The organism is Roseateles terrae (assembly GCF_014192155.1).
Classification (GTDB): domain Bacteria; phylum Pseudomonadota; class Gammaproteobacteria; order Burkholderiales; family Burkholderiaceae_C; genus Roseateles; species Roseateles terrae.
The window spans coordinates 1,434,334-1,447,750 of record NZ_JACHXO010000001.1 but is presented as its reverse complement, the minus strand read 5'-3'; the positions used below and the strand labels follow the sequence as shown (position 1 = coordinate 1,447,750).

Below are 13,417 nucleotides of genomic sequence, written 5' to 3'. Positions count from 1 at the left end.
GCTGTGGAGTTCCCGGCCCGCGCCCCGCTTGGGTTTGCAGGTGATTGACGCCCCGGAAGCCGCATCACCACGCAGGGTCTGGGGGGTGGCGGCCCTGTTGATGGCCCTTTCCGACGCACTGCAGGCGCGATTCCCCGTGCTGACGGTGCAAGGTGAGCTCTCCGGGTTTACCCGCGCGGCCAGCGGTCACTGCTACTTTGGGCTGAAGGATGCCGACGGGCAGTCGGCCATGATCCGCTGCGCGATGTTCCGGCGGGCGGCCAGCCTGATGGACTTTTCGCCGCGGGACGGTCATGCGGTGGAAGTACGCGGCCGGCTGGCGCTGTATGAGCCGCGGGGCGAATTGCAGTTCATCGTGGAATCGATGCGGCGGGCCGGTGAGGGCGCGCTGTACGAGCAGTTCCTGCGGCTCAAGGCCCGGCTGGAAAGCCTCGGGCTGTTCGATGCCGACCGCAAGCGGGTGCCGCCGCCCTATGCCCGGCGCATCGGCGTGATCACCTCCGCCGCCGGCGCCGCGCTGCACGACGTGCTGACCGCCCTGGCGCGCCGCGCGCCGCATGCGCAGGTGTTCCTCTATCCGAGCCCGGTGCAGGGCGCGGAGGCACCGCCGGCCCTTGTGCGGGCGCTGGAACTGGCCAACGAGCGTGCCGACGCCGAAGTGCTGCTGCTGGTGCGGGGCGGTGGATCGCTGGAGGACCTGTGGGCGTTCAATGACGAACGGGTGGTGCAGGCCATCGCGCAGTCGGCGTTGCCCGTGATCTGCGGCGTGGGCCATGAGACCGACATCACCCTGGCCGACCTGGCCGCGGATGTGCGCGCGCCCACGCCCACCGCTGCGGCGGAGCTGGCCACCGTGTCCCGCCAGCAATGCCTGGAGACGCTGGCCGCGCTGGAGCGCCAGCTGCACCGACGGCTGGAGCAGCGGATGGACAGTGCCTCCCAGCGACTGGACCGACTGGCACTAAGACTGGCGCGGCCGGGGGATGCCCTGAGCCGGCAACGGCGCCGGCTGGACCTGATGGGGCAGCGGCTCGGCCAGTTGCTTCCCAGGATCGCCAGCCAGCGACAACAGCGGCTGGATCTGCTGTCCCATCGGCTGTCGCAGCTCCTGCCCCGTGCGGCAACGCATCGACAGCAGCGGCTGGAGCATCTGGAGGGACGGCTGCAACGCGCCTTGCCGCAACAGGCCGGGCGGGCTGCGCACCGCCTGGAGTCGCTTTCCGCGCGCCTGCAGGCGCTGGACCCGCGGCAGGTGCTGCAGCGCGGTTTCGCCTGGCTGGATGACGGCCAGGGCCAAGCCTTGACCTCGATTCACCAGCTGCGCCAGGGTCAGGGGTTGCGGGCGGTGCTCGCCGATGGCGCGGCCGACCTCACGGTGGACCGGCTCACCGGGAGCGACGGTGCCGCGATCGCAACGGCGCCGAGGCCGGCGCTGGCACCGGCCTCGGCATCGTCTGCCGCTACCGTGGCGCGCAAGCGGGCCCGCCCAAAGACCGGGCCCGAAGGAGCGGCAGCGGCTTCATCGGCCGCAGCCGACGCGTCCCTGACAGCGTCCGACACGCCTCTCGACCGCTTGCCCAGCGCACAAAGCTCGCTGCTCGACGACTCACTGGATGCGCCGTCGCCATCGCCTTCGCCAAGCCCCCGACGGCGCAAGCCCAAGGCCGAGTGACCCATCCTTAATCCCCTGCCGGCGACGGTGCTGATTAGCTGCCTACAATCGCCGCGATCTTTGTCCAAACTCAACAAGAGGAGTGCCTCATGGAACACGTTCTTCCCGATCTGCCTTACGACAAGAATGCCCTGGCCCCGCACATCAGCGCTGAGACGCTGGAGTACCACCACGGCAAGCACCACAAGGCGTATGTGGACAACCTGAACAACCTGCAAAAGGGCACGGAGTTCGAGTCCAAGACGCTGGAAGAGATCGTCAAGACCTCCACCGGTGGCATCTACAACAATGCCGCCCAGATCTGGAACCACACCTTCTTCTGGAGCTGCATGCGCCCGAACGGCGGCGGTGCACCGACGGGCGCCCTGGCGGACGCCATCAACGCCAAGTGGGGCAGCTACGACGCCTTCAAGGAAGCCTTCCAGAAGAGCGCCGTGGGCAACTTCGGTTCGGGCTGGACCTGGCTGGTGAAGAAGGCCGACGGTTCGGTGGACATCGTCAACATGGGCGCCGCCGGTACCCCGCTGACGACCGGCGACAAGCCGCTGCTGACGATCGACGTGTGGGAACATGCCTACTACATCGACTATCGCAATGCGCGTCCGAAGTTCGTCGAAACCTTCCTGAAGAGCCTGGTCAACTGGGAATTCGCTCAGACCAACTTCGCCTGAGCGGAGCGAGGGGCCCGGGGGCGCGGCGTGAGGCCGGTCGCCCACCGGGTCTGACTCTCACATCGCTCCACGAGCGATCCAACGCCCCATCCGTGGGGCGTTGTTATTTCTGGCGCCGCCTTTCCGGCTACCCCCGTCAGGGCGCCGCGCATGCACCGGCCCGCTGGGGCGGGATGTATTGCTTGACACGAATCAAGCAGTAGTTCCTCGGTATGACGAGGGTTTCAATCCCTCGTTTGTGGCATCGCGAGTTCGGTTGCCGACGATGAATCCATCAAGTTATTGATATTCGACATGGGGTGTCGATGGGGTTTCGCCCATCATCGCGCCATGCCGCCCGCTGATGCCGCCGCCGAAGCGGTCCTGCCTGCTCCCACCCTGACCCCGGTGCTGGGCCGGCCAGACGCTGCTGATCGGTCCGAAACCACGCTTCCCACCGCGACGCAGACTGCGTCTGGAGCGGTGTCCGCTGCAGCGCGTCAAGCAGTGCCTGGAGCAGCGCCAGAAGCGGTGCAGGAAGCAGCACCAGCAGCAGCACCCGAGGCGGCATCCGAAGCGGCGCCCAAAGCGGCATCTGAAGCGGCATCTGAAGCGACACAGCCCGCGTGGCTCTCCTTCAGTGAATGGCTCACCGAGACCGACGCCCGCTCGCGCCTGCGCCTCTCTGGCATGCATTGCGCCGCCTGCGCCGGACTGATCGAAACCCTGCTGCTGCGCCAGCCTGGCGTGCGGGCGGCGCAGGTCAGTCCGGCCACCCAGCGGCTGACGCTCGACTGGGCCCCCGCAGAGGTCTCGCTGGACGTACTCCGCCGCGAACTGCGCCGCGCCGGCTATGACTGCGCCCCCGACCTGGCCACCCCCACCCGCGAGCTGCGCCGCCGCGAGCACCGGCAGGCGATCTGGCGCCTGTTCGTGGCGGGTTTTCTGATGATGCAGGTGATGATGCTGGCCTGGCCCGCCTATGTGGCGGCGCCCGGAGAGATGACGCCCGACGTGCAGGCCCTGCTGCGCTGGGGCCAGTGGGTGCTGACCCTGCCGGTGATGCTGATGGCCGCCGGCCCGTTCTTCCAGGCGGCGTGGAGCCAGTTGCGCAGCCGCCGGTTGGGCATGGATGTGCCGGTGGTGGTGGGCCTGACGGTCGCCTTTGTGGCCGGCACCGGTGCCACGCTGGATCCTGCCGGGCCTTTTGGCCACGAGGTCTATTTCGATTCCATCACGATGTTTGTCGCCTTCCTGCTGGCGGCGCGCTACCTGGAGCTGCGGGCCCGGCACCGCGCCATTGAGGCGCTGGAACAGGTGAGCGGTGCCTTGCCCGACCAGGTGGAGCGGCTGAGGGACGATGGCGGCAGCGACTGGGTGGCCGCCGAGGCGCTGCAGCCGGACGACCGGGTGCGGGTGCCCGCCGGTCAGCGCATTCCGGCGGACGCGGTGGTGCTGCAAGGGCAGGGCGCGGTGGATGAGTCGCTGCTGAGCGGCGAGTCCCGGCCGGTGGCCAGGACGGTGGGCGACGAAGTTCTGGCCGGCAGCATCAACCTGCATGGCGTCCTGCTGCTGAAGGTGAGGCAGGTGGGGGCCGCCACCCGACTGTCCGGCCTGCAGCGGCTGATGGAGCAGGCCTTCCAGGAACGTCCGGCGATGCTGAAGGCGTCGGACCGGATGGCGGGCGTGTTCCTGGCCGGTGTTATGACGCTCGCCCTGGGCGCCGCGCTGGCCTGGCAGTTCATTGACCCGTCGCGGGCGGTGGCGGTGGCGGTGTCGGTGCTGATCGTCACCTGCCCCTGCGCGCTGTCCCTGGCCGCGCCCGCAGCATGGGTGGCAGCGGCCGGTCGGCTCGCCCGGCAGGGGCTGTTGCTCTCGCGGCTCGAAGCCCTCGAAGCGCTGGCCCGCACGACGCATGTGGTGATGGACAAGACCGGCACCCTGACGAGTCCGCAATTGGCGCTGGCCGCGCAGTGGCCGGAGCGCCTGGACCGCCAGGCTGCCCACTGGGCGTTTTCGTTGGCGGCAGCGTCGCATCATCCCTTGTCGCGCGCACTCCTGCTGGCGCTGCAGGAGCAGGACGCCTTAAAGGCCGGGCCGGGTTGTGCGTTGGCGGACGAGGCGATGACGTCTGAAGGTGGGGTGGCCGGCATTGGCCCCCGCAGCGCCGCCGGCACCACCGGCAGCAACGATGACCACTTCAGCGAGACCTTCGCCGCGACTGCCACCGAACACGCAGGTCGCGGCCTGACGCTCACCGACATGGCGGGCCGCGTGTGGCGCCTGGGCGCACCCCATTGGGCAATCGCACCCGCCACAACGACCACGACAACCACCGTGAAGTCGGCGACGGTTGCGAGCACCGCCATCATTGAGAGCACCGGATGTGCCGGTCGTGCGTCGACATCGACACTCGCGGCGACTGCCGCTCCTGTGCCCCTCGACGATGCACAGCTGGTGCTGAGCTGCGATGGCTTCCCCCGCGCCGCCTGGCGCTTTGACGAACAGCTCCGCGAGGACGCGCACGACGCCGTCGCTGACTGCCAGGCCCTGGGCCTGTCCGTCACGCTGCTGTCCGGCGACCAGCCGTCCCGCGTGGTGCAGGCGGCTGCACGCGCCGGCATCACCGACTGGCAAGGCGGCGCCAGCCCGGAAGACAAGCTGGCCCGGGTGAGCAGCCTGCAGCAGCAGGGCGCACATGTGCTGATGCTGGGTGACGGCATCAACGACGCCCCGGTGCTGGCGCGCGCCCAAGCCTCCATTGCGATGGGGCAGGGCGCGGATCTGGCCAAGGTCCGCGCCGATGCCTTGCTGGTGCAGCCGCGCCTGCGGGCGCTGCCGGAGGCCGTGGCCCTCTCACGCCGCACGGTGCGGGTGGTCCGGCAGAACCTCGGCTGGGCCCTGTTCTACAACGCCGCCTGCGTGCCGATGGCGCTCGTCGGCTGGCTGCCGCCCTGGGCCGCCGGCCTCGGCATGGCGCTGAGCTCCTGCGCGGTCATCGGCAATGCGGCCCGCCTGGGACGCAGCGGCATGCCTGCCGCTCCGTCCTCCGGTGCCCCGATCGCTGCGCCGGCCACGGGTCCTCTCGCCACACCAATCGCTGCGCCAACCGCAGAAAGCTGAACACCGTGGACATCCTCTTTCTTCTCATCCCGTTATCGGTGGTGCTGGTGCTGCTGATTCTGGGCGTTTTCGGGTGGGCTTTATACAACGGTCAGTGGGAATCTGAGGCTTTGGATCGCGAAGGGCGACGAATCCTCGAGGACGAGTCCTAAGGTTGATTCCCATCAAAGCACTCCCGAGGCCGCTGCCAAAGAATGACCGGGAAATCCAAATAGATTGGTCAAGGAGCGTCAATGAGTGGGGTTCTCAGCAAGGAAGGGGTGGCACCTCCCAGCTACGACGATGGCGTGGTCCGCGCCTTCGCTCTGGCTTCGGTGCTGTGGGGAGTGGTCGGGATGCTGGTGGGGGTGATCATCGCCGCCCAACTGACCTGGCCGGAGCTGAACTTCGGCATTCCCTGGTTGAGCTACGGTCGCCTGCGGCCGCTGCACACCAATGCAGTCATCTTCGCCTTCGGCGGTTGTGCCCTCATGGCCACCGCCTTTCACGTCGTCCAGCGCACCTGCCACACCCGGCTCTTTGCGCCCAAGCTCGCCTGGTTCACCTTCTGGGGCTGGCAGGCCGTCATCGTGCTGGCGGCCATCACCCTGCCGCTGGGCATCACCAGCGGCAAGGAATACGCTGAACTCGAATGGCCGATCGACATCCTGATCACCCTCGTGTGGGTCAGTTATGCGGTCGTGTTCTTCGGCAGCGTCGGCATCCGCAAGGTGCGCCACATCTACGTGGCCAACTGGTTCTTCGGCGCCTTCATCATCGCCGTCGCGCTGCTGCACCTGGTCAACAGCGCCGAGATTCCGGTCAGCCTCACCAAGAGCTACTCCGCCTATGCCGGCGTGCAGGACGCCATGGTGCAGTGGTGGTATGGCCACAATGCGGTGGGCTTTTTCCTGACGGCCGGCTTCCTGGGCATGATGTATTACTACATCCCCAAGCAGGCCAACCGTCCGGTCTACAGCTACCGCCTGTCCATCGTCCACTTCTGGGCGCTGATCTTCACCTACATGTGGGCGGGTCCCCACCATCTGCACTACACCGCGCTGCCGGACTGGGCGCAGAGCGTGGGCATGCTCTTCTCGCTGGTGCTGCTGGCACCGAGCTGGGGCGGCATGATCAACGGCGTCATGACCCTCAGCGGTGCCTGGCACAAGCTGCGTGACGACCCCATCCTGAAGTTCCTCATCGTGGCGCTGTCCTTCTACGGCATGTCCACCTTCGAGGGCCCGATGATGTCCATCAAGACGGTCAATGCCCTGTCGCATTACACCGACTGGACCATCGGCCACGTGCACAGCGGTGCGCTGGGCTGGGTCGGCCTGATTTCCATGGGCGCGCTGTATCACCTGATCCCGCGCATGTGGGGCCGCACGGCGATGTACTCCACCCGGGCCATCGAGCTGCACTTCTGGATTGCCACCATCGGCATCGTGCTCTACATCGCCGCCATGTGGATTGCCGGCGTGATGCAGGGCCTGATGTGGCGCGCGGTCAACCCGGACGGCACCCTCGTCTACACCTTCGTGGAAAGCGTCAAGGCCACCTTCCCGTTCTATGTGGTGCGTCTGCTGGGCGGACTGCTCTACCTGAGCGGCATGTGCCTGATGGCCTGGAACGTGGTGATGACGGTGCGTGTGGGCTCGGCCCGTCCGCAGCCGATCCCGACCGTGGGCCACGCCCCGCTGGCCGCCGCCGCTGCCTGATCGCAAAGCGAAGAAGAAGGAGAAAGTCATGGCGCAAGCCCATGCCACACCAGTGGGTCACGAACGTATCGAGACCAGCAACTTCCTGATGATCGTGCTGGTGCTGCTGACCGTGGTGGTCGGCGGCATCATCGAGATCGTGCCGCTGTTCTTCCAGCGCTCGACCACCCAGCCGCTGGAAAACCTCAAGCCTTACACCGCGCTGCAACTGGCCGGCCGGGACGTCTACATCCGCGAGGGTTGCTACAACTGCCATTCGCAGATGATCCGTCCGCTGCGCGCCGAGACGCTGCGCTACGGCCACTACTCGGTGGCCGGTGAATCGGTGTATGACCACCCCTTCCAATGGGGCAGCAAGCGCACCGGTCCTGATCTGGCCCGTGTCGGCGGCAAGTACAGCGATGAATGGCATCGCCTGCACCTGAACAACCCGCGCGACCTGGTGCCCGAGTCCAACATGCCGGCCTATCCGTGGCTGACCACCGGCCAGATCGACCCGGACAGCATGGCGCCGCGCATGCGGGCACTGCGCACTGTCGGTGTGCCCTACACCGACGCCGAGATCGCCGCCGCTGGCGACGACGTCAAGGGCAAGACCGAGATGGAAGCCGTGATTGCCTACCTGCAGGTGCTGGGCACCGCGATGAAGCGTTGAGGAGACCGCCATGGACAGTCTTGATCTCAACCTCGTCCGCGCAGCGGTGACGCTGCTGTCCTTCGTGATGTTCCTGGCCATCGTGGCCTGGGCCTACGCCAAGCGCAACAAACAAGAACTGCAGGCTCTGGCCCAGTTGCCCTTCCTGGGCGACGAGCAGATGCCGGAGGGAGTTCGCCATGAGTGATTTCTTTTCGAATGGATGGTCCATCTTCATCATGGCCGGCACGATCGGCGGGCTGGTGTTCTGCGTCGCCCTGCTGATCATCGCCAGCCGCCGCCGTGTCATGGCCAAGGACGACACGACCGGTCACGTCTGGGACGAAGACATCCGGGAAATGAACAACCCGCTGCCGCGCTGGTGGATGGGCCTGTTCGTCCTGACCATCGTCATCGCCGGCATCTACCTGGCGCTGTATCCGGGTTTGGGCAGCTACTCCGGCACGCTGGGCTGGAGCAGTGAAGGCCAGTACCAGGACGAGCAGGCCAAGGCACAGAAGGCGATGCATCAGGTCTACGCCCGCTTCGAGAGCATGCCGGTGGAGACCCTGGCCCGCGACTCGCAGGCGCAGGGCATCGGTGAACGCCTGTTTGCCAACAACTGCGCCCAGTGCCATGGCGCCGACGCCAAGGGCTCCAAGGGCTTCCCCAACCTGACCGACAACGACTGGCTGTATGGCGGCGACCCCGCCACCATCATCCAGACGATCACCGAAGGCCGCCAGGGCATGATGCCCCCGATGGCCGCGGCGGTCGGTTCGCCCGAGGACGTGCGCAACGTGGCCAACTATGTGCTGAGCCTCTCCGGCAGCCCGCACAACTCCATCGCCGCCGCGCTGGGCAAGCCCAAGTTTGCGGCCTGCGCCGCCTGCCACGGCATGGACGGCAAGGGCAACCAGGCGCTGGGTGCTCCCAACCTGACCGACAAGATCTGGCTGCACGGCTGGGGTGAGGCCGCCATCGTCGCCATGGTCAACAACGGCAAGCACAACGTGATGCCGGAGCACGGCTCGCGTCTGAGCGCGGATCAGATCCGCGTGCTGGCGGCGTATGTGTGGGGCAAGTCTCACACCGCGTCGATCACGGCGGACGCCTCCGGCACCGGATCGGGCCTCAGCGGCGGTGCCACTGTGGCTGCCGCAGTCAAGCCCTGATCCCAGGCGCGAATGCGCCCTCAGCAGTAGCAGTAGAAGTAAAGCGACCGTCCCCATGAACAAACCGCTTGCGGAGCCAGAGCTCAAGACCGTGTCGCTGTATGCGGCGCAGCCCAAGATCTATCCCCGCGCCGTGCACGGCTGGTTTGCCGTCTGGCGCTGGGCCCTGGTGTTCCTCACCCAGGCGGTGTTCTACGGGATGCCCTGGTGGAACTGGAACGGCCGCCAGGCCGTGCTGTTCGACCTGGAAGCCCGGCGCTTCTTCATCTTCGACCTGGTGCTGTATCCGCAGGACCTGGTCTACCTGACCGCGCTGCTGCTGATCTCGGCCTATGCGCTGTTCCTCTTCACTGCGGTGGCGGGGCGTCTGTGGTGCGGTTATGCCTGCCCGCAGACGGTCTACACCGAAATCTTCCTCTGGATCGAGCGTCACACCGAAGGGGACCGTGGCGCCCGCATCCGTCTGGACCGCGCCGACTGGAGCCTGGAAAAGGTGCTGCGCAAGTCCGCCAAGCATGGCGGCTGGCTGGCGGTGTCCCTCTGGACCGGTTTTACCTTCGTCGGCTACTTCACGCCGATCCGCACGCTGGGTGATGCCACGCTGCAGGGGCTGCTCGGCGGCTGGCAGACCTTCTGGATCCTGTTCTATTCGCTGGCCACCTATGGCAATGCCGGCTTCCTGCGGGAACAGGTCTGCAAATACATGTGTCCGTATGCGCGCTTCCAGAGCGCGATGTTCGACAAGGACACGCTGGTCATCAGCTACGACACGGCTCGCGGCGAGCCCCGCGGCCCGCGCTCCAAGAAGCTGGCCGTGGCCGATCTGTCGTCCGCGAGTGTGGGCAGCTGTGTGGATTGCAAGCAATGCGTGCAGGTGTGCCCGACCGGCATCGACATCCGCGACGGCCTGCAATATGAATGCATCGGCTGCGCGGCCTGCATCGACGCCTGCAATGGCGTGATGGACAGCTTCGACTATCCGCGAGGCCTCATCCGTTATGCCACCCAGAACGGCATCCAGAAGGGCTGGACCAGCGCGCAGCAATGGCGACGCGTGCTGCGGCCCCGGGTGCTGATCTACACCAGCATCCTGCTGCTGCTCTCGGCCGCCATGGTGTGGAGCCTGGCCACCCGCCTGCCGTTCCGCGCGGACGTCGTGCGGGACCGGGCAGCGCTCGCCCGACAGGTGGAAGACGGCTACATCGAGAACGTCTATCGCCTGCAGCTGATGAACGCTAGTGGCGACACGCTCCGGCTGCGACTGGATATCAGCGGCATCGACACGCTGGCCTTTAGCGGCCCGCCTGCAGTGCAGTCGCTCGCGCCTGCCGAAGCCCGCTGGGTGACGGTGGCCCTGCGGGTGCCGCCGGAGACGGCCGGTCAGCTCAACGCCGGTGCGCATCCCATGCAATTCCGCATCCAGCAGGTGGCGCCGGATGGCGCGCCGGGCCGGGTGCTGGTCGAGAAGTCGACCTTCGTCATTCCCCGTTGAAGGAGTTCCTCATGTCCAACGCCGCAACTGCTGCCGATGCCGCGACCGCCGCGACCCACGCGACTGGCGCAACGATCGCCTCTCAGGCTCGCGCCTCATCGGCTGCGGCCGCCGCGACCCTGGCGGGCGCAGGCACGGGCGGGTCCACCGGCCCCTGGTGGCGACATCCGATGATGTGGCTGGTGGTGGGCGGCCCCTCGCTGGTGGTGGTGGCGAGTTTCATCACCTTGACCCTCGCGGTCCGGCATGCGGATCCGGTGGTGGAGCATGGCAATCAGGCGGGGTCCGCGCGTGTGTCGGCGGAAGATGCGGGCACGGAAGACGCTGCGCGGGCACAGACGGCTTCATTCGGTACCCATGGGACCGGTGCAACCGGCGGCACCTCCGGGGTGAACGGTGCGAATGGCGCTATTGGCGCGAGCGTGACGGCCAAGGCCGCGTCGGTCGATGATCCCGCGCTGCAGCCTGCGATGCGCGCCCGCAATCACGCCGCCACGGGCGGGAAGGAGCACTGAGATGGGCACGACGATGGCTGACAATGTCTCCACCCACGCGGGTGAGCAGGTCGAGGCGCACCAGGGTTCTCATGAACGGTCGCACGGCTGTGGCGAGTCCTGCACGAACCGGTGCGGGTGCAGTGGCCAAGGGAAGGGCGCGGGCCACCATGACCACACCCACACCCATGCCCATGCCCATGCCGAAGACCACGAGCACGAGCACGCCGGGCATCCGCATCACGCCGGCTCCCGCAGCCTGGTGGACGCCGACCTCCTGCGACGTTTCGACGTCGCCGGCCCCCGCTACACCTCCTATCCCACCGCTGACCGTTTCTCCGACCGCTACACCGCCGACGGCCTCGTTGAAGCGCTCAAGGAGCGTGCCCTGTCGGCGCGTCGCGAAGAGCCGGTGTCGCTCTATGTGCACATCCCGTTCTGTGAATCGGTCTGCTACTACTGCGCCTGCAACAAGGTCATCACCAAGCACCATGACCGAGGCGCCCCCTATCTGGAGAAGCTGAAGTCCGAGCTGGCGCTGATCGCCGAGCATCTGCCTGCCGACACGCCGGCCAGCCAGTTGCACCTGGGGGGCGGCTCCCCGACCTTCCTTTCCGACGATGAACTCGCCCGCCTGATGGAGTTGCTGCGCAGCCAGTTCGAGCTGACGGACGACGCCGAGGTTTCCATCGAAGTGGACCCACGCACCGTCGACGCGACCCGGCTGGCGGCTCTGCGGCAGATGGGCTTCAACCGCCTGAGCCTGGGTATCCAGGATTTCGACCCCGACGTGCAACGCGCGGTACACCGCGAGCAGTCCTTCGAAAGCGTGGCGGCGCTGATGCAAAGCGCCCGCGCGCTGGGCTTCCAGTCGATCAACGCAGATCTGATTTATGGCCTGCCGAAGCAGACCTCTGCGTCGTTCGCCCGCACCATCGCCCAGGTGTCTGCGCTGCGTCCGGACCGCATCGCGCTGTATGGCTATGCGCACCTGCCCGAGCGGTTCAAGCCGCAGCGCCGCATCGACAGCGAAGCCCTGCCCACGGCTGGCGACAAGCTGCAGATGCTTTCCCACGCGCTGAGCGGTCTGATGGGCGAGGGCTACAGCTACATCGGCATGGACCACTTTGCGCTGCCGGAGGACTCGCTGGCCGTGGCCAAGCGGGAAGGGCGCCTGCAGCGGAATTTCCAGGGCTACAGCACCCAGCCGGACCGGGACCTGATTGCGCTGGGTGTGTCGGCGATTTCGCGCATCGGCGCCCACTATTCGCAAAACGCCAAGGATCTCAGCACCTATGAAGAAGCGCTGTCAGCCGGCCGACTGCCGGTGGAGCGTGGGATGACGCTGGATGACAACGACCTGCGCCGCCGCGACATCATCATGACGCTGATGTGCCAGGGCCGCCTGGACATGCAGCATTTCGAGCGCGACCACGGCCTGTCCTTCGCGCAGGAATACAGCGCCGAACTGGAACGTCTGGCGCAACTGGAGCGCGACGGCCTCGTCACGGTGCACGACCACCTCATCGATGTGACGCCTCTGGGCTGGTACTTCGTTCGCGCCGTCGCAATGGTGTTCGATCAGTACTTCCGCCGTCCCCGCATCTTGCAGCCGGACGAGGCGCCTGTGCGCTTTTCGCGCATTTTGTGAGGCCGCAGGGCCCGGCGCATCGCCATGCTTGAACTGGCACTCATGGGCTCCGCTTTCCTGATGGGGATGGCGGGGAGCGTCCATTGCGTGTCGATGTGCGCCGCGCCGTGCGCGGCGGTCACGGGCGGGCAGGGCGCCTCAGCGGCCTTGTTCCATGGCGGGCGTCTGGTCAGTTATTCGCTGGCGGGCGCGGTGGCAGCGTCCAGCATCGGACTGCTCTGGCAATGGGAGCAGGCGGCTGCATGGCTCAAGCCGGTGTGGCTGGCCCTGCACCTGGCGGTGCTGGCGCTGGGCCTGTGGCTGCTGTGGCGGGGGGAGCAGCCGCTGTGGATGCAGCGCCGCCTGAGCCGTACACCGTCGCTTCTGCCATCCGGCGGGGCCTCCCACCCTTCCGTTCGCGGGCGATCCGCTGCTGCGGGCCTGGCCTGGGTGGCCTGGCCCTGCGGGTTGCTGCAGTCGGCCTTGATGGTGGCTACCCTGGCCACCGGCCCAGTCACGGGGGCCATGGTCATGGCGGCCTTTGCCATCGGATCGTCGCCCGGCCTCTGGGCGGCGCCTTGGCTGCTTCGGCGCCTGGCACAGACGCGACCGGCGCCTGCGGGGGTGTCGGTGATCCACCTGGAAGGACGGATGCCCCCCAATCCGGGTGCAGACGGCCTTCGCTGGGCGACACGGCTGTCGGGTCTTTTGCTGAGCGCGGCGGCCCTGTGGGCGCTGGGCCACGGCCTGTGGGTCCAGATCCGCGCGTATTGCGGTTAAGGCCATCCGATCGATCCGGCAGCAGGGCGGCTGCTGTCATAGAATCGGCGCTTCCGGTTAATCACCC

At 67.2% G+C, this 13,417-nt stretch carries 11 protein-coding genes and 1 pseudogene; all 12 read left to right on the top strand.

What is annotated here, in order from left to right; all coding sequences use genetic code 11:
* Nucleotides 1–43: 43 nt before the first annotated feature.
* A pseudogene (gene xseA / locus FHS28_RS06090) lies at nt 44–1,378 on the top strand (exodeoxyribonuclease VII large subunit); the annotation flags it as partial.
* Nucleotides 1,379–1,761: 383 nt separating this feature from the next.
* Nucleotides 1,762–2,343 (top strand): superoxide dismutase, encoded by a 582-nt coding sequence (locus FHS28_RS06085; RefSeq protein WP_088448620.1) that lies wholly within the window; start codon nt 1,762–1,764, stop codon nt 2,341–2,343.
* Between the two features lie 330 nt (nt 2,344–2,673).
* Nucleotides 2,674–5,445 carry a heavy metal translocating P-type ATPase gene (locus tag FHS28_RS06080; protein WP_184294234.1) on the top strand — a complete coding sequence of 924 codons (2,772 nt, stop codon included), beginning with the start codon at nt 2,674–2,676 and terminating at the stop codon, nt 5,443–5,445.
* Between the two features lie 5 nt (nt 5,446–5,450).
* On the top strand, nt 5,451–5,597 hold the full coding sequence (gene ccoS, locus FHS28_RS06075) for a cbb3-type cytochrome oxidase assembly protein CcoS (protein ID WP_088448622.1): 147 nt from the start codon (nt 5,451–5,453) through the stop codon (nt 5,595–5,597).
* 81 nt (nt 5,598–5,678) lie between these two features.
* Nucleotides 5,679–7,145 carry a cytochrome-c oxidase, cbb3-type subunit I gene (gene ccoN, locus FHS28_RS06070; protein WP_088448623.1) on the top strand — a complete coding sequence of 489 codons (1,467 nt, stop codon included), beginning with the start codon at nt 5,679–5,681 and terminating at the stop codon, nt 7,143–7,145.
* Between the two features lie 28 nt (nt 7,146–7,173).
* Nucleotides 7,174–7,800 (top strand): cytochrome-c oxidase, cbb3-type subunit II, encoded by a 627-nt coding sequence (ccoO, locus tag FHS28_RS06065; RefSeq protein ID WP_088449663.1) that lies wholly within the window; start codon nt 7,174–7,176, stop codon nt 7,798–7,800.
* Nucleotides 7,801–7,810: 10 nt separating this feature from the next.
* Complete coding sequence (locus FHS28_RS06060; RefSeq protein ID WP_088448624.1) at nt 7,811–7,987, top strand: cbb3-type cytochrome oxidase subunit 3; 177 nt, start codon at nt 7,811–7,813, stop codon at nt 7,985–7,987.
* Nucleotides 7,980–8,954: a cytochrome-c oxidase, cbb3-type subunit III gene (gene ccoP, locus FHS28_RS06055; protein WP_088448625.1), complete on the top strand. Its 975-nt coding sequence runs from the start codon at nt 7,980–7,982 to the stop codon at nt 8,952–8,954. Before FHS28_RS06060 ends, ccoP begins: the two co-directional genes overlap by 8 nt.
* A 55-nt stretch (nt 8,955–9,009) precedes the next feature.
* The gene (gene ccoG / locus FHS28_RS06050; RefSeq protein WP_088448626.1) at nt 9,010–10,446 is read left to right on the top strand and encodes a cytochrome c oxidase accessory protein CcoG; all 1,437 of its coding nucleotides are present in this window, start codon (nt 9,010–9,012) and stop codon (nt 10,444–10,446) included.
* A gap of 11 nt (nt 10,447–10,457) precedes the next feature.
* Nucleotides 10,458–10,961, top strand: coding sequence for a hypothetical protein (locus FHS28_RS06045; protein ID WP_246409520.1), 504 nt, complete (start codon nt 10,458–10,460; stop codon nt 10,959–10,961).
* A 1-nt stretch (nt 10,962) separates the two neighbouring features.
* Nucleotides 10,963–12,591 (top strand): oxygen-independent coproporphyrinogen III oxidase, encoded by a 1,629-nt coding sequence (hemN, locus tag FHS28_RS06040; RefSeq protein ID WP_246409518.1) that lies wholly within the window; start codon nt 10,963–10,965, stop codon nt 12,589–12,591.
* A 24-nt stretch (nt 12,592–12,615) separates the two neighbouring features.
* Nucleotides 12,616–13,350 carry a sulfite exporter TauE/SafE family protein gene (locus FHS28_RS06035; RefSeq protein WP_088448627.1) on the top strand — a complete coding sequence of 245 codons (735 nt, stop codon included), beginning with the start codon at nt 12,616–12,618 and terminating at the stop codon, nt 13,348–13,350.
* Nucleotides 13,351–13,417 lie beyond the last annotated feature (67 nt).